The 24,216-nt window shown below is 63.7% G+C and carries 22 protein-coding genes and 1 pseudogene; 4 read left to right on the top strand and 19 right to left on the bottom strand.

Going from position 1 to position 24,216, the window contains the following annotated elements:
- Positions 1-7: 7 nt before the first annotated feature.
- From BFD71_RS30090 to BFD71_RS30075, 4 genes are read right to left on the bottom strand one after another with little or no spacing between them, the layout of a single operon-like run.
- Positions 8-259 carry an acyl carrier protein gene (locus tag BFD71_RS30090; RefSeq protein WP_069267955.1) on the bottom strand — a complete coding sequence of 84 codons (252 nt, stop codon included), beginning with the start codon at positions 257-259 and terminating at the stop codon, positions 8-10.
- Positions 260-262: 3 nt separating this feature from the next.
- Complete coding sequence (locus BFD71_RS30085; RefSeq protein ID WP_069267954.1) at positions 263-562, bottom strand: phosphopantetheine-binding protein; 300 nt, start codon at positions 560-562, stop codon at positions 263-265.
- A complete protein-coding gene (locus tag BFD71_RS30080; RefSeq protein WP_069267953.1) occupies positions 537-1,331 on the bottom strand; it encodes a lysophospholipid acyltransferase family protein in 795 nt (264 codons plus the stop codon). The genes BFD71_RS30085 and BFD71_RS30080 overlap by 26 nt, the downstream gene beginning before the upstream one ends.
- A complete protein-coding gene (locus BFD71_RS30075) occupies positions 1,315-2,016 on the bottom strand; it encodes a beta-ketoacyl synthase chain length factor (RefSeq protein WP_069267952.1) in 702 nt (233 codons plus the stop codon). The genes BFD71_RS30080 and BFD71_RS30075 overlap by 17 nt, the downstream gene beginning before the upstream one ends.
- Before the next feature lie 419 nt (positions 2,017-2,435).
- Here BFD71_RS30075 and BFD71_RS30070 point away from each other — a divergent pair, with 419 nt between their 5' ends.
- Positions 2,436-3,035, top strand: coding sequence for a LysE family translocator (locus BFD71_RS30070; RefSeq protein WP_069267951.1), 600 nt, complete (start codon positions 2,436-2,438; stop codon positions 3,033-3,035).
- 10 nt (positions 3,036-3,045) lie between these two features.
- Here BFD71_RS30070 and BFD71_RS30065 read toward each other — a convergent pair whose 3' ends face one another.
- Complete coding sequence (locus tag BFD71_RS30065) at positions 3,046-3,564, bottom strand: plasmid fertility inhibition factor family protein (protein ID WP_141710852.1); 519 nt, start codon at positions 3,562-3,564, stop codon at positions 3,046-3,048.
- A 260-nt stretch (positions 3,565-3,824) separates the two neighbouring features.
- On the opposite strand from BFD71_RS30065, the gene purU reads away from it, so the two are divergent.
- Positions 3,825-4,706, top strand: coding sequence for a formyltetrahydrofolate deformylase (gene purU / locus BFD71_RS30060; RefSeq protein ID WP_069267949.1), 882 nt, complete (start codon positions 3,825-3,827; stop codon positions 4,704-4,706).
- Between the two features lie 16 nt (positions 4,707-4,722).
- Here purU and BFD71_RS30055 read toward each other — a convergent pair whose 3' ends face one another.
- The gene (locus tag BFD71_RS30055) at positions 4,723-4,983 is read right to left on the bottom strand and encodes a hypothetical protein (RefSeq protein ID WP_069267948.1); all 261 of its coding nucleotides are present in this window, start codon (positions 4,981-4,983) and stop codon (positions 4,723-4,725) included.
- A 236-nt stretch (positions 4,984-5,219) separates the two neighbouring features.
- Here BFD71_RS30055 and BFD71_RS30050 point away from each other — a divergent pair, with 236 nt between their 5' ends.
- Positions 5,220-6,323 carry a GlxA family transcriptional regulator gene (locus tag BFD71_RS30050; RefSeq protein ID WP_069267947.1) on the top strand — a complete coding sequence of 368 codons (1,104 nt, stop codon included), beginning with the start codon at positions 5,220-5,222 and terminating at the stop codon, positions 6,321-6,323.
- A 593-nt stretch (positions 6,324-6,916) separates the two neighbouring features.
- Here the strand turns inward: BFD71_RS30050 and BFD71_RS30045 are convergent.
- From BFD71_RS30045 to BFD71_RS29985, 13 genes and pseudogenes are all read right to left on the bottom strand, one after another.
- Positions 6,917-7,909, bottom strand: coding sequence for a GlxA family transcriptional regulator (locus BFD71_RS30045; RefSeq protein WP_069267946.1), 993 nt, complete (start codon positions 7,907-7,909; stop codon positions 6,917-6,919).
- Between the two features lie 44 nt (positions 7,910-7,953).
- Positions 7,954-8,850 carry a choline ABC transporter permease subunit gene (gene choW, locus BFD71_RS30040; protein ID WP_069267945.1) on the bottom strand — a complete coding sequence of 299 codons (897 nt, stop codon included), beginning with the start codon at positions 8,848-8,850 and terminating at the stop codon, positions 7,954-7,956.
- Positions 8,843-10,128 (bottom strand): annotated as a pseudogene (locus tag BFD71_RS30035) (quaternary amine ABC transporter ATP-binding protein); the annotation flags it as partial. The gene choW and the pseudogene BFD71_RS30035, both read right to left, overlap by 8 nt.
- Positions 10,129-10,244: 116 nt before the next feature.
- Positions 10,245-11,105: a glycine betaine ABC transporter substrate-binding protein gene (locus BFD71_RS30030; protein ID WP_069267943.1), complete on the bottom strand. Its 861-nt coding sequence runs from the start codon at positions 11,103-11,105 to the stop codon at positions 10,245-10,247.
- A 112-nt stretch (positions 11,106-11,217) separates the two neighbouring features.
- Positions 11,218-12,363 carry a hybrid-cluster NAD(P)-dependent oxidoreductase gene (locus BFD71_RS30025; RefSeq protein WP_069267942.1) on the bottom strand — a complete coding sequence of 382 codons (1,146 nt, stop codon included), beginning with the start codon at positions 12,361-12,363 and terminating at the stop codon, positions 11,218-11,220.
- A 35-nt stretch (positions 12,364-12,398) separates the two neighbouring features.
- Entirely contained in the window at positions 12,399-13,640 is a 1,242-nt protein-coding gene (locus BFD71_RS30020) for an aromatic ring-hydroxylating oxygenase subunit alpha (protein ID WP_069267941.1), read from the bottom strand.
- Positions 13,641-13,689: 49 nt separating this feature from the next.
- A complete protein-coding gene (locus tag BFD71_RS30015; protein WP_069267940.1) occupies positions 13,690-14,502 on the bottom strand; it encodes a drug:proton antiporter in 813 nt (270 codons plus the stop codon).
- Entirely contained in the window at positions 14,499-15,668 is a 1,170-nt protein-coding gene (locus tag BFD71_RS30010; protein WP_069267939.1) for an electron transfer flavoprotein subunit alpha/FixB family protein, read from the bottom strand. The genes BFD71_RS30015 and BFD71_RS30010 overlap by 4 nt, the downstream gene beginning before the upstream one ends.
- 4 nt (positions 15,669-15,672) lie before the next feature.
- Entirely contained in the window at positions 15,673-17,601 is a 1,929-nt protein-coding gene (locus tag BFD71_RS30005) for a (Fe-S)-binding protein (RefSeq protein ID WP_069267938.1), read from the bottom strand.
- Positions 17,602-17,604: 3 nt separating this feature from the next.
- Positions 17,605-19,668 carry an NADH:flavin oxidoreductase gene (locus BFD71_RS30000; protein ID WP_069267937.1) on the bottom strand — a complete coding sequence of 688 codons (2,064 nt, stop codon included), beginning with the start codon at positions 19,666-19,668 and terminating at the stop codon, positions 17,605-17,607.
- 64 nt (positions 19,669-19,732) lie between these two features.
- Complete coding sequence (locus BFD71_RS29995; RefSeq protein WP_069267936.1) at positions 19,733-20,266, bottom strand: DUF5943 domain-containing protein; 534 nt, start codon at positions 20,264-20,266, stop codon at positions 19,733-19,735.
- Positions 20,267-20,359: 93 nt separating this feature from the next.
- Positions 20,360-21,331 carry a dipeptidase gene (locus BFD71_RS29990; protein ID WP_069267935.1) on the bottom strand — a complete coding sequence of 324 codons (972 nt, stop codon included), beginning with the start codon at positions 21,329-21,331 and terminating at the stop codon, positions 20,360-20,362.
- A gap of 50 nt (positions 21,332-21,381) precedes the next feature.
- On the bottom strand, positions 21,382-22,665 hold the full coding sequence (locus BFD71_RS29985; protein WP_069267934.1) for a serine hydroxymethyltransferase: 1,284 nt from the start codon (positions 22,663-22,665) through the stop codon (positions 21,382-21,384).
- Positions 22,666-23,082: 417 nt separating this feature from the next.
- Here BFD71_RS29985 and BFD71_RS29980 point away from each other — a divergent pair, with 417 nt between their 5' ends.
- The gene (locus BFD71_RS29980; protein WP_256094981.1) at positions 23,083-24,153 is read left to right on the top strand and encodes a GlxA family transcriptional regulator; all 1,071 of its coding nucleotides are present in this window, start codon (positions 23,083-23,085) and stop codon (positions 24,151-24,153) included.
- The last annotated feature ends 63 nt before the right edge of the window (positions 24,154-24,216 follow it).

Below are 24,216 nucleotides of genomic sequence, written 5' to 3'. Positions count from 1 at the left end.
AATCGCCTCAAGCCTGGGTCACGAGCAGCGTCTCGACCGCGACGATCACGTCGCCCACGGTGCGCACCTGCTTGAACTCTTCCGGCTTGATGCGGCGGCCCGTCATTTCCTGGAGCTTGATGGCCAGATCGACGGCATCGATGCTGTCCAGATCCAGTTCCTCGAACAGGTGCGCCTCCGGCGTGACGCGCGCCGGATCGATATCGAAGTTCTCGTGAAAGATCTCGCGGATACGGTCGAGAATTTCAGCTTCGTTCATGATTCAATCCCCTTTCCCTGCAGTGGCTTCCAGCGCCTCGTTTTCGTTTGTGTGCCCCGCGACGAGCGCCGCGAGCGTGTTGATCGACCGGAAGTAGCCGCGCACGTTTTCGTCGTCGGCGTTGATGGTCAGTTGATAGCGCTGGCGCAGCACGATGCCGATCTCCAGTGCGTCGATCGAGTCGAGCCCCACGCCGTCGGTGTCGAACAGCGGCGCGTCGTCGTCGATATCGGCGGGCGTGAGATGCTCGAGATCGAGCGCCTCGATCAGGAGCCGCTTAATTTCCAGTTTTAAAGTATCCATAGTCAAACAGGTGCTGTGTGATTTGCGCCTCGATGGTGCGCGTAACGTTGCGCGCGGCGAGTGCGGAAGGCATGTCGCGCGGCGCGAGCGGCTGGATGCCGATGGGCGCCAGCACGTTCACGCTCATGCGGAAGGGCCGCTGCGGAACGTGATACCAGCGCATCTGCTTGGTGAAGGCGGGCGGATCGCAGTGCATGAGCACAGGCAGAACCGGCGCGCCGGCCTCGAGCGCCGTATGCGCGAAGCCGCGCGAGAACGCATGCAGGCGATTCGGCGCGGGGCTGCGTGAGCCTTCGGGAAAAATGATCATGCTGTAGCCGTTCGCGAGCTGGCGCGCGCAGTCCTGCACGAAGCCTGTGGGATCGGCGTTGCTCACGTACTCGGCCGCGCGCACGATGCCCCAGAAGCACGGGTTGCGCCAGTGCGCGTTCTTCACGACGCAACAGGCCGAAGGCGTGAGCGCGAGCAGCACCACCACATCGAGATAGGTGGGATGGTTCGCGACAACGATGGCGGGTGCGCCCGAGCGCAGCGCGTTCGCGCCGGCCACGTCGAGCTTCATGACGCCCGCGCGCTGCAAGGCGGCCACGAGCGAGCGGAAAAACCAGTGAATGACGGTGGTAACCGCGCGCTGCCGCGAAGCGCGATGCGGCCAGACCGCTGCGAGCGGAAAGACGATCACCGAGAAGAGCAGCCCGCACGCGCCGAAAAACGCGAGACTGAAGCCGGTGGCGAAGAGCCGCCAGCCATAATCAAGCCGAGCCGACATGCCAGCTCCATTGCCATGTGCCGCCGCTGCCCTGCCACGCGGCGCTTTCGCCGCCGCTCAGGCAGTGATGCAGCGCTTCACTTTGCGTAGCGAATTGGCGTGCCTGTGCTGCCGAGCCCGGCTTGTTTTCCGCGATGGAGCACGCGAGCCGGCCTTGCGGCGCCTCGCTCGCATCGAGCAGCAACGCGAACGCGCCGCGCTGCACTTCCTGCTCGACCGTGCCGTAGCGCGCGTCGGCGGGTTCGTCGGCGTAGACGACCAGGACCGGGCTTTCGGGGTCTTCCGTATGCAGCGCATGGCCTTCGAGCAGCGCGTAGCCCAGCGTCTGTGCCCCTGCCGAGAGGGCCGTAGCCGGCGAACGGTCGCCGCGCACGATGCCGAACAGCCCCGTCATCGCATTGAGCACGGAAAGGCTGAAGGCGTTCGGTGAAACGGGCTTGTGTGCTTCGATGTCGCGCAGAATGTCCGTCGTGCGGCGCAACTCGCCGTGCCGTGATGCGAAGACCAGGCGCGGCCTGGTTTGCGCATCGACGCAGTCGCCCGCCACCTTCAGCGCCATCCGCGAAAGCGCGCTCAGGCGGCGGCGCATCATCGGATCGACGAACGCAACCTCAGGCACACTTTCCGATGCGGAAGACCAGAAGGACCAGCGCGCCACGGGCATGGTCCACGACAAATCAGGCATAGGGGTTGACGATAGCGGCCGCAGCGTGCGGGCTCTCGACCCCGAACGGCGTATGTTTATTTTTCCTCGACCCGCAAAATTTTCTGGGCAAAGTTCTCGTGCGTGCTTTAACGGCGGGCGTCGCGAATTATTTAGGGTGAAACAAGAAATATTTTGAAATGATTTGTTACGCATCAAGAGATGCATTGAAATCAATAATTTAGGCGCGTGGCATAAGCACGCATTTGGACAAAGCAGATGCCGCTCTCAACATCACGAATATCGGCCGATGGTTTAGCGCATCGAACCCGGCTGAAATAGGCATATATCGGCGCAAGCCGTAGAATGCGGGCGCCGCAGGACAGTTTTCGTCACTGGCTGCCATAACGCCCTACAGTCGGCTTTCAATCATCCGAACACCCTATTCCCCAGTCGCTCCCATGCTTTCCATTTCCACCATCGGGCTGATGGTCTCGGGCTGTGCGATCGTGCTGCTCATGCCGGGGCCGACCAACACGCTGCTCGCTGCCGCCGGGTTGCGGCAGGGCCTGCGCCGCTCCGCGCATCTGACCGCAGCCGAACTGGCCGGCTACCTGGTGTCGATTACCGTCTGGGGGCTTTGCTTCACCCATGCATCGCATTCGCTGGGCTGGCTGCCGAAGGTGCTGCGTGTGGCCAGCAGCCTCTATCTGGCGTGGCTCGCCTTGCGCCTCTGGTTCACGGCCAACTCGATCGAAACCTCGGCCAGGGGCGTAGTGAGCACGCGCACGCTGTTCAGCGCCACGGTGCTCAATCCCAAGGCCATTTTGTTCGCGGGCTCGATTTTCCCGCCCGCGGCGTTCGCGAGCGTCATGACGTGGTCCCAGGCCATGGCGATCTTCGCGGTCTTGCTGATTCCCATCGGCCTGACGTGGATCGCCATTGGCGCCGCGCCGCGCAACGGTCGTGCACCGTTCATTCGTCCCGCGTTCTTCCAGCGCTGCGCGTCCGTCGTGGTGGGCGCCTTCTCCGTGTCGCTCATGTGGGCGCTCGCACACTGACGCTATCGCGTCATTTACGGGCTCGAGCGGCTTGCGGCGGAACGAGTTCGGCAACGCTGAACCAGCGGCTGCCAGGCGTGCCAGCCAGGCGCTGCAGCGCCTCGGCGTCTTTCACGCCGCATTCCACCGGAAAGGACTTCGCTGAGTAAGCGGCTAGCCAGAGGGTCCGCATCACGCCATCGGTGAACGCAACATACGGCACGGCGGCGCTCGCCGGGCAACTGACTTCCGCAAGCGGCACCGGATCTTCTTCGCCGAAACTGAAACCTTCGGCCGCCAGTTCGAAGCGCGGGTCGGCACGCCATATTTGCGGATTGCCGTCTGCGAGCCCGGCGTGCTCGCTGCGCGGGTCGGCACGCCAGAGCCTCAGGAAGCGCGCGCAGTCGACTTCGACCACGGCCCGTTCGTCGTTGCCGTAGTTTGAGCGGCTCACCGACATATACACATCGGTGACCGATGTGCGCACGCGAAAAAGCGCGGCACACTGCCCGTTCAACGCCCTAGCCTGCAGACCCAGATAACTCTCCATCTCCGCTCCCGTATCGCCGCAGCCCATGCTTGCCGGAGAAAAAAGCGGCGGATAGGAGGAACGCGACAGCCATAGGGGCAAAAACGACCTTCTTGTTGCTGGTGCAGGTTTGGCGTTGGGTTGGCGTATTCATTCTCTCGATACAGCGCGTGGGTTCTATGTGCGGCATGCCGATTGGTGGCTTACTTGCGCCATCAAGCCAGCGCCCCCGCACGACGCGCAAGATGCAGCGGGCGCACCACGACACGAGGAGAACGCGCATGCCCACCGAAGACCCGCAGCACCGCTACGTGCTCACGCTATCCTGCCCCGCCGCCGCGGGGCAGGTTGCCGCGGTCGCCGGCTTTCTCGACGCGCACCGCGGCTATATCGACGAGCTCACGGTGTTCGACGACGACATCAGCACGCGCTTCTTCCTGCGCTGCGTCTTTCACGAGGTCATGCAGCCCGGCGCGGGCGAGCGCTTCGATCTCGCGGGCCTGCGGGACGAGTTCGCGAGCGTCGCGCGCAAGCACGAAATGACCTGGGCCATTCACGACCTGCGGGTGCGTCCCAAAGTGCTCATCATGGTGTCCAAGCTCGAACACTGCCTCGCCGACCTGCTGTTTCGCTGGCGCATGGGCGAGCTGCAGATGGACATTGCGGGCATTGCCTCGAATCACCGCGATTTCGAGCCGCTCGCAAAACAGCATGACCTGCCGTTTCACTATCTCCCCGTCACGCCTGAAACGCGGCGTGAACAGGAAGCCGCCATCCTCGACTTGTTCGATTCGACCGGTTCGGAACTGCTGATTCTCGCGCGCTACATGCAGATTCTTTCAGACGAAACGAGTCGGAGGCTGGCCGGCCGCGCCATCAACATCCACCATTCCTTCCTGCCCGGCTTCAAGGGCGCGCGCCCGTATCACCAGGCGCACGTGCGCGGGGTCAAGCTGATCGGCGCGACGGCGCACTTCGTCACCGACGATCTCGACGAAGGCCCGATCATCGAGCAGGAAGTGCAGCGGGTGGACCACTCGCTGAACCCCGAGCGCCTGCTGGCCGTCGGCCGAGACGTGGAATGCGTGACGCTCGCGCGCGCCGTGCGCGTATTTCTCGAGCGCCGGGTCTTCATCAACGACGGCCGCACCGTCGTACTGTAAGCAAGCGTATGAGCGTTCACGCCGCCATGCTGTAGCGGCGCTGCGCCTGTGCCGCCAGCGCCGCGAACGCGCCCTCGCTCATCCTGCTCGCCACCCGCTCTGCATAGTCGTGATGCCGCTGCGCGAGCGGCGCGCCCACGCAACGCGCCTGCAGATAGCGCAGCAGCCCGATACGCCCGTGTCCGCGCGCCATGCTCTGCTCCAGCAGGGCGAGCGCGGCTTCGGCGTCGCCGTGACAGGCGCGTTTGTTGAGTTCGACGGTTGCGGTGCGCGGCATGACAGCAGGCCTCGTGGACAGGGGCAGCGTGGGGCGTGTGCCCGCTAGGGAGTTGACCAAAGCGGCGGCGCCGCCGCTAGAATGAACGCGCCAGAGCGGCGGAACCGCCCCGCCATGCTGCGTGTATTCCTTCAAAACTTCGCTTTTGCGAAGATCGATGTCGGAAACGGACAAGCGCCTCGGGGCCTTATCGGGGAAGCTTGGCTAAAACCGCATCGTCGCTTTCCTGTGCCTCCATGTCCGACACACTCGCCACCGCCGTTTCCATCGACGCCGCTCCCAAGGAGCGCATCCGTTTCGGCATCGTGCTGCTGCCGAACTTCACGCTGACCGCGTTCTCGGGTTTCGTCGACATGCTGCGTCTGTCTGCCGACGAAGGCGACTACAGCAAGCCCGTGCGCTGCTCGTGGCGCGTGATCGGCGAAACGCTCGCACCCGTGCGTGCGAGTTGCGGCATCCAGATCGCGCCTTGGGAAACCTTCGCCGAAGCCGAACCGGTCGACTATCTCGTGGTCGTGGGCGGACTGCTGCACTCCGGCCCGCACGCCAGCGAAGCGACGCTTCAGTACATCCGTCGCGCGGCCGGCGGCGAGACGACAGTCGTCGGGATCTGCACAGGCGTTTTCGCGCTCATGCGCGCCGGCGTGCTCGATGGTCACCGTATTTGCGTGAGCTGGTTCCACTATTGGGACTTCATCGAGCGCTTCCCCAACGTCAATGCCGATGCCATCGTCGCCGACCGTCTGTTCGCGATCGACCGGCGCCGCATTACCTGCTCGGGCGGCCGCGCGTCGATCGACGTCGCCGCTGCCATTTTGCTGCGCCACTTCGATCATGCGACTGTGCAGAAGGCGCTGCGCATTTTGCTGGTCGGCGAAATGCAAAAGGGCAATGCACCTCAGCCTCATCCGCCCGGTCTCGAGCCTGCCACGCACCCGAAGGTGAAGCGCGCCGTACTGCTGATGGAGCAGCAGGTTGGCCGCAACGTGCCGCTGGAAGAACTGGCCTGCAAGCTGAACCTCTCGCCGCGGCAACTCGAACGCCTTTTCAAGGCGGAGACGGGGAAGAGTCCGCGCGCGTTTGCCAATGCGTTGCGTCTGCGGACGGCCGCCTGGTTACTCACGAGTTCGGATCGCACCGTTGCTGATATTGCTTCTAGTTGCGGGTTTTCGGATGCTTCGCATCTTGGGCGTGAGTTTCGCAAGCAGTTCGGGGTGCCGCCGGTTATGTTTCGTGCGCAACGTAGTGGGCAGGATGCGGTGCAGTTGGCGGATCTCGATGCGCTATTGCAGGGGGGTGCTGCGCTTGCCGAGGTGGGTGTTAGTGGTTCGTTGCATTGACTTTTTTTGCCGGTTGGGCGCTTTTTTGGGCCTTTCCTTGTTTTCGCGGCGGTATGCCTGGGTTGCCCCTGTGCGGGGCGGCACCTACTTTCTTTGCGGCGGCAAAGAAAGTAGGCAAAGAAAGCCGCTCAAACCGCTAATGCCTGCCACAGTTCACATCTCGCCGTACATGGTGAATGGCTCCGGAGCGTCTGTCACCTCGCACCACCCAAGTTGGTGACAAGGCGCTCATTCATCCCGCTGCTCGCTACGCGCGCTGCGGTGTGGTTTGCATGGGAAACCAGCGGGCACGCGTGAGCATTCGCGAGAACTCATGTGCCCCACTGGTTTTAGGTTATGCCCTTCGGCGCGCGCAGCGCCGCCGGAAGGATGAGCGCCTTGTCACTCCGTTTGGGGGCGAGAGGTGACAGACGCTCCGGAGCCATTCACCATGTACGTCGAGATGTGAACTGTGGCAGGCGCTGGCGGTTTGAGCGGCTTTCTTTGCCTACTTTCTTTGCCGCCGCAAAGAAAGTAGGTGCCGCCCCGCACAGGGGCAACCCAGGCATACCGCCGCGAAAACAAGGAAAGGCCCAAAAAACAAAAAAATCCGATCAATCAGCGCCGCGCCGCTCATGACTCGGCGCATGCCCAAACTGCACCCGATACGCCTTACTAAAATGGCAGGGTGAATTAAACCCACAAATAGCGGTCACACGAGAAATCGAAGTATCGGTAGTCCGCAACAGCTCTCGCGCGCGCTTCAGGCGCAACGTCAAGTAATAATGCGTCGGCGAAACGTTGAGATACGCCTTGAACATCCGCTGCAAATGCCGTTGCGAAAGCCGAACGAGCCGCGCGAGTTCCTCCAGCGACAGAGGCTCCTTGATATTAGCCTCCATCAACCGCACGACCTCCACCAACTCGGCACGCGAAAAACCCACACGCGCATCCACGGGAATAGGCTGCAGATCCGTCGAGCTGCGAATCCGCTCGAGAATGAACTGTTCGGACACCTTAGCGGCAAGACTCTGCCCAAGACTCGCACCAACGAGTTCGAGCATCAGATCAAGCGGCGCGGTGCCGCCCGTGCAAGTAAGGCGGTCGCGATCGACCACAAACAGCTCATCGGCGAAACGCACACGCGGAAACTCTTCATGCAGGACCGTAAGATCCTCCCAATGCACGGCGCAACGATAGCCATCCAGCAACCCGCTCGCCATCAGCGCATAAGCACCGGTGCAGATGCCGCCGAGCGGCACGCCCTGCTGCGCCACCATGGCGAGCGTGGCGCACACGCCGTCGCTCATGATTTCGCGTATGCGTATGCCGCCGCACACAATCAGCACGTCGGGCAGGCACGCCGGGTCGAGCGCCTGCGCGGGGCGCACGGTGATGCCGTTGCTTGCTCGGGCCGGTGCGCCATCGAGCGAGTAGATCGACCAGCGGTAATGGTCCGCGCGCCCCACGTAGTTCGCCATGCGCAGAACCTCGACCGCACTCGAAAACGCGATCATCGAGAAGTTCTGCAACGTCAGGAAACCGAAATGTCTGAGAGACGATGCCGTGCGCGTTTCGGGCTCGGGCACGGCGATGTCGATCGTCACATTGCGCTCCTCGGGAACGACGGTTGATCGTGTTACTTCAACGCTTACGCCTCTACGACTGCGGGACGCACTCGCATCAGTTGCTTCAGTCCGGAGAACAGCGGCGCTTTCACCGCGCCCGGCGCCCGGCCAAAGCTCTCCGTAATCCGGTCAAGGATGATGGCGAGCAGCACGACGGAAAGTCCGCTTTCGAAGCCGAGGCCAATATCCAGCCGCTGAATGCTTGCGAGCACGTCGTTGCCGAGACCGCCCGCGCCCACCATCGAAGCGATGATGACCATGGAAAGCGCCATCATGATGGTCTGGTTCACGCCCTGCATAATGGACGGCAGCGCGTTCGGAAACTGCACCTTGTACAGCAGCTGCCACGGCGTGCAGCCGAACGCCTGCCCTGCTTCGACGATCTCGCGGTTCACGTGCTTGATGCCGAGACTCGTGAGACGAACGGCAGGCGGCATGGCGAAGATCACCGTGGACAGAATGCCCGGCACGCGGCCGAGACCGAACAGCATCGCGGCGGGAATCAGATAGACGAAGGCCGGCATGGTCTGCATCAGGTCGAGAATGGGCCGCACGATGGTTTGCACGAGCTTGCTCTTCGCCGTCCAGATGCCAAGCGGAATACCGATCACGAGGCTGATCACCGTTGACGAGAGCGTGAGGCCGAGCGTCACGACGGTCTGATCCCAAAAGCCGGTTGCGTAGATCAGCAATAGCGAGCAGGTGGCGAAGATCGCGAAGCGCCAGCCCACGCGCCACAGGCCGATCGCGATGAAGAACGCCATGAGCGCCCACATGGGAATGGCCTGCAGGCCGTGCTCGACGAACGCCGCGAAGCCCTCGATTGCCTTGCCGACGGCGTCGAAGCTGTTGGCGTCGTGGTCGAGCAGATAGTGAACCGACTGATCGACCCACTGGCCGACGGGAATGATCTCAGACATGGGCGGCACCTCGATTTCGCGTAATGACCTTCAGCACGGCGGCCTGATCGATGGAGCCGCAATAGCGTCCTTCGTCGTCGACCACGGGCAGCGCCGTCGTGTTCGCGCACACGCGCGAGACCACCTGCTCCAGCGGCGTGCCAAGCGTGATGCATTCGACTTTCTTCAGCGACGGCTGCGCGGCGCCGATCGCATCGCGCGTGACGCAACCGCTGATGCGGCGCTGGGCGTCCAGCACGAACGCATAGTTGGCGCTGCCGTTGAGCGACGAGGCCACGCTCTTCGCGTCGAGCGTGCGGATGACCGGCACGGCTTCGCGCTGCATGAGGTCGCCGGCGGTGAGGTAGCGGCTCGTGTCCACGCCGTCGAAGAACGCGCGCACATAATCATCGGCGGGGTTGCTGATGATTTCCTGCGGCGTGCCGATCTGCACGATGCGTCCGCCTTCCATGATGGCGATACGGCTGCCGATGCGCAGCGCCTCTTCGAGGTCGTGCGAAACGAACATGATCGTGCGGCGCTGCTCTTTCTGCAGTTGCAGCAGCACGTTCTGCATTTCCTTGCGCTTGAGCGGATCGAGCGCGGAGAATGCTTCGTCCATGATCATGAGCGAAGGATTCACCGCGAGCGCGCGAGCGAGGCCCACGCGCTGCTGCATGCCGCCCGAAAGCTCGGCGGGCAGCTTCTGCGCAAACGCCGCGAGGCCGACCTGTTCCAGCACGGCCAGCGCGCGCCGCTCGCGCTCCTTGCGGCCCACGCCCGCCACTTCGAGGCCGAACGCGGCATTCGCAAGCACACTGCGCTGCGGCATGAGCGCGAACGACTGGAACACCATGCTCATGTCGGTGCGGCGCAGCGAGACCAGCTCAGAGCGGCGCACGGCCGCGATATCGCGCCCGTCGATGACGACCTTGCCGGCGGTGGGTTCCACGAGCCGGTTGATGAGCCGGATCAGCGTGGACTTGCCCGAGCCGGACAGGCCCATCAGCACGAAAATCTCGCCCTCGTGCACCTCGAACGACGCATTGTTCACGCCGAGCACATAGCCGGTCTTCGCGAACAACTCGTCTTTCGTCGCGCCCTTCGCGAGCAGTTCACGGGCAAGCTTCGGGTTGGGCCCGAACACCTTGCATAATCCATCGACCACGATCTTGGGGGATTTCATCGACTCCGTCTCCTCGAACGGCAGGCGCCGGCCCGCACGGTATGTCTACATAGTTGCCAGAAAAATCCCTGCCGGGATGGCGAATTGCGACAGACGCTTGCGCAAAAGCGACACGGCGCCGCATCAGAAAGGTCACATGCTGCATGCGCACAATCGCACTGCGCGCGGCCCGTGATGGGCGCTGATCTGGCGGGGCCGCGGCGGGCCCCCTGCCGTTTGATTGCTGCGATTACTGCGTACCCGCCCAGGCATTCACACGGTCGCCATGCGCGGCGATCCACGTGTCGGCGGCTGCGTCGGGCTTTTCGCCGTTCTGGATCGCAAGCATCACGCTGTCGATCTCACCCGGCTTCCACTGGAAGTTCTTCAGGAACGTCACCACCTGCGGAGCCTTCTTCTCGAGCTCGGGGTTGGCCACGTTGTCCACGTGCTCGGCCGCGCCGTAGACGTTCTTCGGATCGTCGAGGAAGCGCAGCTTGTACTTGGCGAACATCCAGTGCGGCGTCCAGCCCGTGACGATCACAGGCTTCTTCGTCCCCACCGAACGCGCCAGCTCGGCCGTCATCGCGCTGCCCGAACTCGGCATCACGCTGTAGCTGAGGTCGTATTGCTTGACGGCCTCGTCGGTCTTGCGCATCACGCCCGCGCCGGCGTCGATGCCGACGATGCGACCGCCGAACGCCGACTTGTCCGCGTTGAGATCGGTAATGCTCTTCGCGCTCACGTAGTCGGGCACCACGAGGCCGATCTTCGCGCCCGTGAAATTCGTGCCGAGGTCGACCACCTTGTCCTTGAATTGCGCCCAGTACGCGCCCTGTGTGACGGGCAGCCAGGCGGAAAGCGTCGCGTCGAGGTCGCCACGCGCCACGCCTTGCCACATGATGCCCGCGGCCACCGGCACGAGTTGCACCGGATAGCCGTAGCGTTTCTCGATGATGCGTGCGGCCACGTTGGACGTCGCGACGCTGTCGTCCCAGCCTTCGACATAACCGATCTTCAAGGTCGGCTTGCCGTCGGCAAACGCCGGGGCGTTCAAGCTCACCATCGCCGATAACACACCGGTCCAAAAGAGTTTTCCAGCCAGCTTCATGGTCGATCTCCTGTGATATGGGCAAGCGCCCCGTGCCTATGCAGATTCGCCCGCCACAATCTGCCGCTAACGTCGATTTACGACGTGTTCTTGTCGTTGCGCGACGTGCGCGCTATTTGTCGACGACGAGGTCGGACAGCGGCTTCGAGCAGCACAGCAGCGCCATGCCCTGATCGATTTCGCGCTGGCGTATGCCGCCGCTGTGCTTCATCTCCACTTGCCCGGAAACGAGCTTGACCTTACAGGTTCCGCACATGCCCTGGCTGCACGACGAAGCGAGGCGCACGCCGGCCTGACGCGCAGCATCGAGCACGGTCTGTCGTGCACCGCATTGAATCTCGCGGCGGCTCTTCGCGAAGGTCACCGTGAAGCTGGCCGTTTCGACCGACGATTCCGCCGGGGGCTGTTCCACCGGCGCCTCGGCTTGCGCCGTAAGCGTTTCGAATGAAAAACTCTCTTCGTGATAGCGTTCGCGCGCGAAACCCGCTTCGTCGAGCAGATCGCGCACGGCTTTCATGTAGGGCGCGGGCCCACAGGTGAAGATTTCGCGCTCCATGAAGTCCGGTGCAATCAACTTCAGGAGCGGCAGCGAGAGAAAACCCGTCACGCCTGACCAATCGGTGCGTGCGCCCACCCGCTCACAAACGAACGACGTGCGGAAATTCGCGCGGCTCGAAGCGATCAGTTCCAGTTCGCGCGCGAAGATGATGTCGTCGGGCGTGCGGGCGCTATGCACGAAAATGATATCGCGGTCCTCCGCGAGATCGTGGTGCGCGCGGCTCATCGACATCAGCGGCGTGACGCCGGACCCTGCGGAAAGGAATAGATACTTCGGCGCGGGGTGGCGCGCACAGGTGAATTCGCCGGCCGGTCCGAGCACGCGCAGCGACACGCCAGGCCGCAGGTTGTCGTGCAGCCAGTTCGACACCTTGCCGCCCGGGACGCGCTTGACCGTAATGGAAATGGTATGAGGCCGTGCGGGCGAAGACGAAATCGTATAGCACCGGTTGATGGCCTCGCCGTCGATCTCGAGTTCGAGCGTGAGGAACTGCCCCGGCTCGAACGAGAACGTGCGGCCCTGCGGCGAGCGCAGGAAAAAGCTCTTCACATCGTGCGTTTCCTGCCATACGTGGCAGCACACGAGGGTCTCCTCGACCTCGCTCGTCCATCGCTCGGGCAGCGCGCCCCAGAACGCCGGGCGCGTCACCCGGCTGTCGCTGGCGTCGAGTGGATTGAATTGGGCCGCGTCTCGCATCATGTCAAACTCCGCTCTCTTTGCTTTACGCGTGTGCGTTATGCGCCAATCTGCCTGGCGAGGCGGCCGATATACCAGGCCGAGAACTTTTCAACGAGTCCTTCTGTGTACGGCGAATATGGACCCGGTTCATACGCACTGCTCGTCGCGCCGCGCTGCGAGTACTCCACGAGCGTGCGGTCCTGGTTGTTGGTCGCGTTCCACACGGCGGTGAGGTTCTCCACGTCGTAATCGATGCCTTCGCGCGCGTCCTTGTGAACGAGCCAGCGCGTGCGCACGAGCGTTTCGCCGGCGGAAAGCGGAATCACGGAAAACGACACGATGTGATCGCTCATGAAGTGATGCCACGAGTTCGGCTGCGTCCAGAACGAGAGGCCGCCGAGATCGGCCGTGCGGAATTCGCCGAGCAGCTTCTTCGAAGCGACCTTCGCGTCCAGCGTTTGGGACTCGCCGCAGCGGTCGAGCGGCAGGCGCTGCGTGCGAAAACCCGTGACATCCAGCAGCTTTTCGATTTCGACCGACGGCAGGTCCATCGCTTCCCACTGCTTCGCGCGCTCGTTGCAGGTGCGCTCGAACGCGTCCATGCCTTCCGCGTTGGCGTCCGTGCGCGCGTAGCCGAAGCCGTATTCGTAGAGCGAAATCGTCAGCTCGGGATGATTCGCCACGCAGTGATAGCACTCGCGATTGTTTTCCATCACGAGCTTCCAGTTGCCCTTCTCGATGATGTCCACCTGCGCGGCGACCTTGCAGCTAGCCAGGTCGTGCGGCCGCAGATACGGCTCCATCTCGGCGCGCATCGCCGCGAAGTCGGCGGGCGGCTCTTCGGCGAGACACACGAAGATCAGGCCCGCGAGATTTTCCACATGCACGTTCTTGAGGCTGTGCTTGCAGCGGTCGAACTGCTCGCCCATGTGCTCCGCGAACATCAGCGCGCCCGTGAGGTTGTAGGTCCAGCTGTGATACGGGCACACGATATTGCCCACCGACCCCTTCTCTTCGTTACACAGCCGCGCGCCGCGGTGGCGGCAGACGTTGTGGAACGCGCGTACCTCCATGTCGTCGTCGCGCACGATCAGGATCGAGTCGCCCGCCAGATCGACGGTCACGTAGTCGCCCGGTTCGGGAATTTCCGCTTCCGTGGCGACCTCGATCCAGTGTTGCCGGAAAATCGTCTCCATATCGAGCGCAAAAATCTCCTCGCTCAGGTAGAAAGGCGCCTCCAGGCTGTAACCCGCTTGGCGGCGCTCGATCAGCGCGCGAATCTCTGCCGTTACTTTCATGTGTGCTCCGGATTTTTCATCCCAGTTCGTTGCCGACAGGCCAGCAAAATCAGTAATCGATGAGTTGATGCTCCCGCAAATACGCGAGGATCACTTGTGCTTTTTCGACCGAACTCCCTTCAATTACGACGTTGCCGCCCCGGCTTTCGGTCGTGGTCGCCGAAAGCATGCGCGCGTGGCCCGAGCGTTTTTCCGCCGCGGCCAGTCGCACGGGTTTACGCTCGATCGGGCCAACCGTCCATGCGGAAGCGTCAGTCGATTCAGCTGCGCTGACGCGCATTGCGCTCGCGGGCCGTACCGCGCCCGCGCGCAGCCGCGCATAGGCGTACCGGGGCTGGGCATTCGCGAGCGGATGCACGGCGATCAGCGCGGGCAGCGCCGTCTGCACGCGGCGCCGCAGACCTTTGGGCAGAAACTGGCGCACCACGGCGGCGCGCGTCGTGACGTCGACGTCGATATCGACCGCGCCGCCCACGATCGGCAGGCCCAGCGCAGCCGCCACACCGTACGGCAGCATACCGCTGTCGTGCGCGCCCTCGGCGCGCGTGCCGGTCAGCACGAGGTCGTAGCCGCGCACGCGCTCGGCGAGCACCCGTGCCGCGTCGCCGGAAGGCGTGCAGGCCAGCACCTCCACTTCGTGCGCGCCCAGCGCGAGGTATTCGGCGAGCGCGGCATCGGCGGCGTCGCCTGCGTGCAGCACGTCGAGACGCGCGCGATGCCGCTCGGCCAGCGTGCGCGCGAGGTCGAGCGCGAGCGCGTCGTTGCGGCTGTAACGCGGCGCGCCGCTCACGGGGTGCCGCCCCACCGAAACGAGCACCGCAATGCGCTCGATTCCACGTTGAGGATCATGGCGTGCGTTCATGCGGCGACTCCTGCAGAATGCGTTTCGTCACGGTTGGCGCTCGCCTCGCCACGCTTTGCGCGTGCGGCTTGCACCTGCTCGATCAGCGCGGCGATCGTGCCCTGCGCGTCGCCGACCACGGTCAAGTTGGCGCGCTTCGCTATCGGCGCGCTGCCGTCGAGATTCACGGCAATCACATGGCGGCAGTCCTTGATGCCCTGCAAGTGCTGCACGGCGCCCGAAATGCCGAACGCGATATACACGCTCGCCTCGACCGTCTTGCCCGTTGCGCCGACCTGTTTGTCGCGCGTGAAGTGACCGTTGTCCACCGCCACGCGGCTCGCGCCGATCGCCGCGCCGAACGCGCCCGCGAGCCGCCCGAACGCGGCGATGTCAGTCACGCCGTTGCCCGCCGAGACGATGAAATCGGCTTCTTCGAGTGCGACCTGGGCGGCGTCGATGGATTCGAGCCCGAGGTCCTTGTATGGCGACGCGAGGTCGGTAGCCGGCCGGATGAAATCGCCCGCGAGGCGTTCGCCGGCGCCGACGAAAGGCAGTTTCGCCTCGACGGCGTTCGGCGCGAGCAGGATCACTTCCGGCAGCGAGCGTGCGGCCCACGCGCGCTTCGCCTGCTCATACACGCCCACATGCTTCGCATCGATCTCGACCACGTGAGTTGCCACGCTCGCACCCGCGGCGGCCGCATAGCGGCGGCCGAGGTCGCCGTCGCCGCTGGCGTTGTCCGGCAGGAACACGTGCTTCGGCGCGAGCGCCGCCGCGCAGGCCTGCAGCGCACGCAACGCACTCTCCGGCGCGAAGGTGCGGCGCTCGAAACCAGGCAGTTCGATCAGCTTGTCCACGCCGAGCGCCCCGGCATCGTCCTTCAGCTCGCCGAACACGAGCAGCGCGACTTCGGTATGCGCATCGGCCAGCAGCGCGGCGGCGGCAATGGCCTGGCACGCGTGATCGTCGAGCGCGCCGCGTTCGGCGTGCGCAACGACGAGCAGAACATGATCGGGATGACTCACCACGCGGCGTGGCTTCGCTGCGCTTGCGTGCGCGTGCTGCGCGAGCCACTGCGCATCGCTCGTGTCCGCGCTGCCGGCTTCGCCCAGCGTGATGCGCCTGAGGCCCGCGGCCGTAATGACGAAGGGGCGGCGCGGATCGATTCGTTTGAGGGTATTCATCGATTCACTCCAGCGAGGCGGCGACGAGTTCGGCCACGTCGAGCACGTCGGGGCGCGGACCCACGACGCCTTCGAGCATCGCCGTGCACTGCGGGCAGCCCACGGCGACGACTTCGGCATTGACGGCGCGCGCGTCGGCGATGCGGATGTCGGGAATGCGCTGCTTGCCGGGGATATCGGTGAGCGGCGCGCCGCCGCCACCGCCGCAGCAGCGTGCACGCATGCCGTGGCGCTCCATTTCCACGATCTTGATGCCGATGGTCCTGAGCAGCTTGCGCGGTGCTTCGGTCTCGCCGTTGTAGCGGCCCAGATAGCAGGGATCGTGGTACGTCGTGCGCTTTTCCGCGAGCGCCTGCACGGCCTTGGGCGCGATGCGTCCGGTCGCGGCGAGTTCCGCGAGGTAGGTCGTGTGATGCAGCACCTCGTAACGCCCGCCAAGCGCGCGATACTCGTTGCGCAGGCTATGCATGACGTGCGGATCGGCAGTGACGATGCGCGCGAAGTTGAGCGACGCGAGCGTCGTCATCATTTGCTTCGCCATCTGCTGGAATGTGGCTTCGTCGCCGAGGCGACGTGCTACGTCGCCTGTGTCGGTTTCGCGCGCGCCCAGCACCGCGTAGTTCACGCCCGCCTTGTTGAGCACCGTCACGAGTGCGCGCAGCGTGCGCTGATAGCGCATGTCGAATGCACCCTCGCCCGCCACCACGAGGACGTCCACGCGCTTGCCCGGTTGCGCCACGGGCGCGTTGAGATCGACCGACCAGTCGTAGCGCGCGGCCTTGTCGTAGCCGCCTGCCGTGCCCGTTTCGCGCAGATTGGCAAGCACCTCAGGTCCTTTGCCCGGTACCTCGCCGTGCACCAGCGTCTGGTTGCGGCGCATATCGACGATGGCGTCCACGTGCTCGATCAGCATCGGGCACTCCTGTACGCAGGCGCGGCAGGTCGTGCAGGACCACAGCGTTTGCGCTTCGATCAGGCCTGAAACGATCGGGGCATTCGGCGCGCCGGCATGCTGGCCGACCTTGATGCCGGGCGTGGGGCTGCCTGCATAGGCCGCATCGGTGCCGCCCGCCATGCCGACCACGAGATCCTGAATCAGCTTCTTGGGGTTGAGCGGCTGGCCCGAGGCGAACGCGGGGCACGCGGCCTCGCATTTGCCGCACTGCACGCACGCGTCGAAGCTCAGCAACTGGTTCCAGCGAAACTCGACGGGCTTCGCCACGCCGTATTCCTGCTTCTCTTCGATGTCGGGGGGCTTCAGCGCCGTGGGCGGCGTGGCCGTGCCGTTGCCGGTCCAGCCCTCGCGCGTGGCCGAAAAACGCTCCTGGCGTGGATGGAACGCGAGGTGCAACAGCCCCGCCACGGCATGCTTCATCGGGCCGCCGCGCGCCGCGCCGAACGTCATCGCGAACGCGCCCACGGCGATCAGCACCGCGCAGAGCACCGCGAAGCCGCCCGACATGGCGCCCGCCGGTACGACCGTGAAGAGCGCCACGCCCAGCGCGAACGAACCGAGCAGCCACGGCAGCGTATTCCAGGGCCCGCGCGAGAGGCGTGCCGGCACCGCCTTCGCGTGACGGCGGCGCCACACGAACACCACGCCGATCAGCATGGCGAGGGCCGCGAGAAAAACCAGTTTGTCGAGCCATGGCGAATAGATCGCGAATCCGTAGTTGACGAACACGAGCGCGAGCGCCGCGATGGCGCCGCCCGCGGTGGCGACGTGCGTCCTGGCGATGTACGGGTCGCGCGCCACCACGTGGTGCAGATCGACGAAATAACGTTTCGGGATACTGAACAGCTTGCCGACGCCGACGGAGCCAGGCGCGGCGGCACGCCCCATCCGCCAGAAAGCGGCCCGCTTCGCGACCGCGAATGCGAGCCCCGCCATCGACACCCATAGCAGCGCGGTAATGAGCCAGGTCGGATTCATGGTTCAGAAGTCCTTGGCGAGCCGCAGCGCGTCGTAGATCGCGCCGTGAATGTTGTGCAGGGAGATGCAGTCGCCCACGCGGAAGAGCAGGAAGCGGCCATTGCCGAGTTCTTCGGAAAGGCAAGGCTGCGCCTCGGCCGCGAAGAGCTTGTGCACGTCCACCTGCCCGCGATTGACTGACTCAGGTTTGAGCTTCCAGTACAGGGCGTCGTTGGGCGTGCTGCCGTTTTCGATCACCACCTGATCGACGGCGCGCTCTTCCTGTTCCTCCGTGTACTCGTTGCGCAGCACGGCGATCTTCTTGCCGTCTTCTTCGTACACACGGTCGAGCCAGTAATTCGGCGTGTGAATCACGCCTTGCGCATAGAGGCGGCGATAGAAGATCGGGAACGTGGTGCCGCCCACGTCGTCGGCGACCTTCACGTCCGGCGTCACGATCTCGACCTTCGAGCCGCGGCTCGAAATGAAATCGGCGACGCCTGCGCCCGCATGCGTGCTCACGCCGTCGTAGACGAGCACGTTCTGCTTCGGCTCGACCTTGCCGCTGAGGATGTCCCATGCGCTCACGGCGAGCCCCTCTTCCACGCCCCAGGCCGGAACCTGCTGCGTGAAGCTCGAGCCGCCCGTGGCGAGCACGATGATGTCGGGCTTTTCCGCGAGGATGGTTTTCTCGTCGGCCGTCACGCCAAGGCGGCGATCCATGCCCAGGCGTTTCGTCTCCATGTCGAACCAGCGCACGATGCCAGCCATCTGCTCGCGCTGGGGCGCTTTTGCAGCGAGCAGAATCTGGCCGCCCACGGCCTCGTTCTTCTCGAACAGCACGACGTCATGGCCGCGCAGCCGCGCCACGCGTGCGGCCTCCAGGCCCGCCGGGCCCGCGCCGACCACCACGACCTTGCGCTTGGGGCCGCGCGATTTTTCGATCACGTGCGGCATGGTCGCTTCGCGCGACGTTGCCGCGTTCTGCACGCACAGCACGTCGAGCCCGTTGTACTGGCGGTCGATGCAATAGTTCGCGCCCACGCACTGCTTGATCTCGTCTTCGCGGCCGTCGCGAATCTTGATGACCATGTGCGGGTCGGCGATCTGCGCGCGCGTCATGCCTACGAGATCGACCATGCCGCTCGCGAGCAGACGCTCGGCCTGGCCCGCGTCGCGAATGCTCTGCGCATGCATGACCGGCAGCTTGACCACCGACTTGATGCCCGCCGCGAGATGCACGAACGGCTCCGGCGGCAGCGCCATAGGCGGCATGCAGTTCGCGAGCGTGTTGTGCGTATCCGCGCCTGAGCCGATCACGCCGAGATAATCGATGAGACCCGTTTCCGACATCGCCTGCGCGATTTCCTTGAGCTGCTCGTGATCGAGGCCGTCTTCGTGGAATTCGTCGCCGCACATGCGCAGGCCGACGCAAAAGTCCTTGCCCACCGCTTCACGCACGGCCTTGAGTACTTCCACGCCGAAACGCAGACGGTTTTCGAGCGAGCCGCCCCATTCGTCGGTGCGGAAGTTCGTGCGCGGGCTCCAGAACTGGTCGATCAGATGCTGGTGCGCGGCGGAGATTTCGATGCCGTCCATGCCGGCGTCCTTCACGCGCTTGGCAGCCGCCGCGAAGTCGCCGATGATGCGGCGGATCTCCTCCACCTCGATGATCTTCGCGTTGCCGCGGTGCACGGGCTCGCGTACACCCGAAGGCGACATCAAATGCGGCCAATGTTCGCCGTGAAAGGCGGAGCGGCGGCCCATGTGGGTGGCCTGGATCATGATCTTCGCGCCATGGCGGTGCATGGCCTCGGCCAGACGCGCGAGCGGATCGATGATCTTGTCGGTGGCGAGATTCACCGACTTCCACCAGCCCTGCGGGCTGTCGATCGACACCGGGCTCGAGCCGCCGCATACGGCCAGGCCCACGCCCCCCTTGGCTTTTTCTTCGTAATAGCGGATATAGCGGTCGCCCGGCAGGCCGCCCGGCTCCGCATAGACCTCGGCGTGGGCCGTGCTGACGATGCGGTTGCGCAGCGTGAGCTGATTGAGCGTCAAGGGTTTGAACAGATTCGGGTAGCGCATCGCAGACGACCTCTGGCGTTCGAGTCTTTCGGTGTGACCTGTATTGCGGGGGGCGCGCGGCCGTTCAGGCGGCGATCGGCGAGACTTCGAATACGCAGTGCGCGTGGCCTTCGGCGGCGCATTGCACTTCTTTCGATTGCGAACGCGGCGCGTTCTTTCCGCCTTCCGTCGTGTCGTTCACCCAGTCCATCGCGCCCGCGAACCAGCCCGCGAACATGTAGCAAAGCTTGCCTTCCTTGCCCGGTTGCGCGAGCACGAACGACGAATGACGCAATTCGATCTTCGCGCGCGCGGTGGCCGGGTCGGCTTCGCGTATCGTGAAGAGGCCCCAGCCGCGCTGCGAAAGACGCTTCAGGTAATGCTCGAACACGGCCATGCCGGCAATGCTGTGCTTCTCGGCTTCCTTCGCGCACCAGTGGTACGCGGACTTGTAGCCGGCCTTGTAGAGAATCTCGGCGTACGCATCGCGGCCAAGCGCCTCTTCCACGGCTGTGTGGTTGTTAGTGAAGAAGTGACGCGGCACGTACAGCATCGGCAGCGCGTCCGTGGTCCAGACACCGGTGGCAGGATCGACATCGATCGGCAGTTGCGGTTGCATTTCGTGGGGCTCCAATGACTCAACGAGCGTTTTTAGTTAGGGTTTCTTATTGGTAATGATGGCCTTTCCATGCTGCACGGTCAGGCCCGGCGATCAACCGCCCCAGACTTCGCCGAACACGCGCATCCAGTTCTCGCCCATGACCTTCTTGATGCGCGTCTCGCTCCAGCCGGCTTTTTGCATGGCCGCCGTGAGATTCGGAAATTCGCCGATCGTGCGGATGCCTTCCGGGTTCACAACCTTGCCGAAATTCGTGAGGCGACGATAACGGCCCTTGTCGTGCGTGATCCAGTCGAAGAATTCGGTGCTGTAGCCTTGCGTGAAATCCGTGCCGATGCCTACGCGGTCTTCGCCGATCAGATCGACCACGTATTCGATCGCCTCCAGATAATCCTCGACGGTCGAATCCGGGCCTTTCTTGAGGAACGGTGCGAACATCGTCACGCCCACGAAGCCGTTCGCGTCGGCAATCTCCTTCAACTGCTCGTCGGTCTTGTTGCGCGGGTGTTCCTTGAGACCCGACGGACAGCAGTGCGAGTACGTCACCGGCTTCTTCGAGCACGCGATCGCATCCGACGACGTCTTGCCGCCCACGTGCGAAAGATCGACGAGAATCCCCACGCGGTTCATTTCCTGGATCACTTCGCGCCCGTAGCCGGAGAGGCCGCCGTCCGGCTCATAGCAGCCCGTGCCGACGAGATTCTGCGTGTTGTAGCAAAGTTGCACGACGTTCACGCCGAGTTCCTTGAACACCTCGATATAGCCGAGGTTGTCCTCGAACGCATACGAGTTCTGGAAGCCGAAGATGATGCCGGTCTTGTTCTCTTTCTTCGCGCGCAGAATGTCGTCGGTCGTGCGCACGAGCGTGAGGATCTCGCTGTACTCGCGAATCTGCTGCTTCATCTGCGCAATGTTGTCCACGGTCTTCTGGAAGTCCTCCCAGACGGAAACCGTGCAGTTGACGGCGGTGACGCCGCCCTTGCGCATGTCTTCGAACACCGAGCGTTCGAACTTCGAAATGTTCAGGCCGTCGATGATGATGCTGTTGTCGTGCAGAGTGCTCATTAGCCGCTCCGAAACTCGCGAATGGAATTGAAAGGCGGTGGTGTGAAGAATCAGGCTTGCGTATAGATCGGGAAGCGTTCGCACAGCGCGAAGATCTCGCGGCGCACGCGCTGCTCCGTGGCGGCGTCGCCTTCGGGATGCGTGCGCAGTGCGTCGAACACTTCGAGAATCAGTCGCCCGATCTCGCGGAATTCGTCCACGCCGAAACCGCGTGTCGTACCCGCGGGCGTACCGAGGCGAATGCCCGAAGTCACCGTGGGCTTTTCGGCGTCGAACGGAATGCCGTTCTTGTTGCAGGTGATGCCGGCGCGCTCCAGCGCCTGCTCGACCTGATTGCCCTTGAGGCCCTTGGGCCGCAGATCGACTAGCAGCAGATGGTTGTCGGTGCCGCCCGTGACGAGGTCGACACCGCCAGCCTTCAGCACCTCGCCCAGTGCCTTCGCATTGGCGAGCACGCTGTCGATATAGGTCTTGAAGCTGGCTTCGAGCGCTTCGCCGAACGCCACCGCCTTGCCCGCGATCACGTGCATGAGCGGCCCGCCCTGCAGGCCGGGAAACACGGCCGAGTTGATCTTCTTCGCGATCTCCTCGTCGTTGGTCAGCACGAAGCCGCCGCGCGGGCCGCGCAGTGTCTTGTGCGTGGTGGAGGTGACGACGTGCGCGTGCTCGACGGGGTTCTGATGGCGTCCTGCCGCGATGATGCCCGCGATATGCGCCATATCCACCATCAGCTTCGCGCCGACCGAGTCGGCAATGGCGCGAAAGCGCGCGAAGTCGAGTGCGCGCGGGTATGCGGAAAAGCCCGCGATGATGAGGCTGGGTTTGTGCTGCTGCGCGAGTTCTTCGACCTGGTCGTAGTCAATCAGCATGGTTTCGCGGTTCACGCCGTACTGCACGGCGTTGAACCACTTGCCGGAAAGCGCCGGCCTGGCGCCGTGCGTCAGGTGGCCGCCCGCGTCGAGCGACATGCCGAGCACCGTATCGCCCGGTTTGGCGAGCGCGAGCATGACCGAGCCGTTGGCCTGCGCGCCCGAATGCGGCTGCACGTTGGCGAAGCCGGCGTTGAACAGTTGCTTGATGCGGCTGATGGCAAGCGCTTCCACCTCGTCGGCGAATTCGCAGCCGCCGTAATAACGCTTGCCCGGATAACCTTCCGCGTACTTGTTGGTCAGCACCGAGCCTTGGGCCTCGAGCACGGCGCGCGACACGATGTTTTCCGACGCGATCATTTCGACCTGCGACTGCTGCCGCTCGAGTTCTTTCAGGATGCTGCTGCGGATTGCCGAATCGCGCTGCGCCAGCGTTTGCGAGAAGAAAGGTTGAGTGTTCGACATAGGGCTTCCGTGACGATGAATGAAGGACTTCCTGCAAGGCTGGAGGCCCCGTCGCGACTGGCTTGAGAGCGGCTTTGAACCCGCTTGACCGGCTGGGGACCGACGGTTCTATTCTTGTCGTTCGAATTGGCGCTCAACGTCGAAATTCAGACGCGTTCTTTTCCTTTTCCGCCATTCGCGTCCATTTTTCACAAGTGGCTACGTTAGAGCGCCCGCTAACGGTGCGCCGTGCCCCATGTTTCCCAATCCAGATTATTTATCGTGCATCGCAGTGCACCAATCCCGCACTCTCGTCCTATTTCCCGCGTCCGGCTTTATTGACCAGATGACTCAGGGTTTTGCCGCATGGCACACTGGACCCGCCAAATTCGAAAATTGCGGTAGCGTAGCCGGCCCCCCGGGCCTCACCGGGCCTCCATTGGGCATCAGGCTACCGATCACAAGGAATCGTCCCCCATGCTGCCGGATCGCACAGCGTCGTTAGCGCACTTCGCGTTCATGCCGCTGCCCGACTTCACGATGATCGCGTTCACGAACGCCATCGAAGTTCTTCGTATGGCTAACTACCTGAGCGGACAGCCGCTTTACAGGTGGTCGATCATCAGCCCGGAGGGCGGCCCGGTCGCGTCGAGCAACGGGCTTTCCATCGACACCGGCCCGGCAGAATGCGTGGGGCAACCCGATATCGTGTTCGTCTGCGGCGGCATCGACGTGCAGCGGGCCACCACGCCCGGCCATCTCGCTGCGCTGCGCCGCTTTGCGCGCATGGGTGTTGCGCTGGGCAGCCTTTGCACGGGTACCTATGCGCTGGCGAAGTCTGGGTTGCTGGCTGGGTATGCTTGCGCGATCCATTGGGAGAACATGTCGGCGCTGAAGGAGGAGTTTCCTTCGACGCGTTTTCTCAAGGAGCTCTTCGTCATCGACCGTGACCGGGTGACTTGCACCGGCGGCGTCGCGCCGCTCGACATGATGCTGCATCTCATCACGGCACGTGTGGGCACTGCGCGCGTGACGCAGATCGCCGAGCAGTTCGTTGTCGAGCATGTGCGCGATACGTCTGCCCAGCAGCGCATGCCGCTCGTCGCGCGGCTCGGGTCCGCGAACAAGTCGCTCTTCGAGGTCATCTCTCTTATGGAGAACAATATCGAAGAGCCGCTTTCACGGGAGGAGCTCGCACGGCTTGCGAATATGTCACAGCGGCAATTGCAACGGCTCTTTCACGAGCATCTTGGCATGACGCCTACGCATTACTATTTAACGCTGCGCTTGCGGCGCGCGCGTGAGCTGCTGCTGCAGACCGATATGTCGATCATGCAGATTACGATGGCCTGCGGGTTTCAGTCGGCTTGTCACTTTAGCAAGAGCTATCGGGATGCTTTTGGGAGTGCGCCTACTGGGGAGAGGCGGAAGCGGATTGCACCGCTTTCTGGTGCTGATTCGCCTGTGGCGGCGGCTGTTGTTGTGCCTTCGCCTGTTGTTCATATTTGAAACTTGCTTTCGCGCTGGTCTGCATGCGTTGCCCCTGTGCGGGGCGGCACCTACTTTCTTTGC

This window comes from Paraburkholderia nodosa (assembly GCF_001718195.1).
GTDB classification, from domain to species: Bacteria; Pseudomonadota; Gammaproteobacteria; order Burkholderiales; family Burkholderiaceae; genus Paraburkholderia; species Paraburkholderia nodosa_A.
The sequence above is the reverse complement of the archived record's forward strand: the minus strand, read 5'-3'. Positions and strand labels throughout refer to the sequence as shown.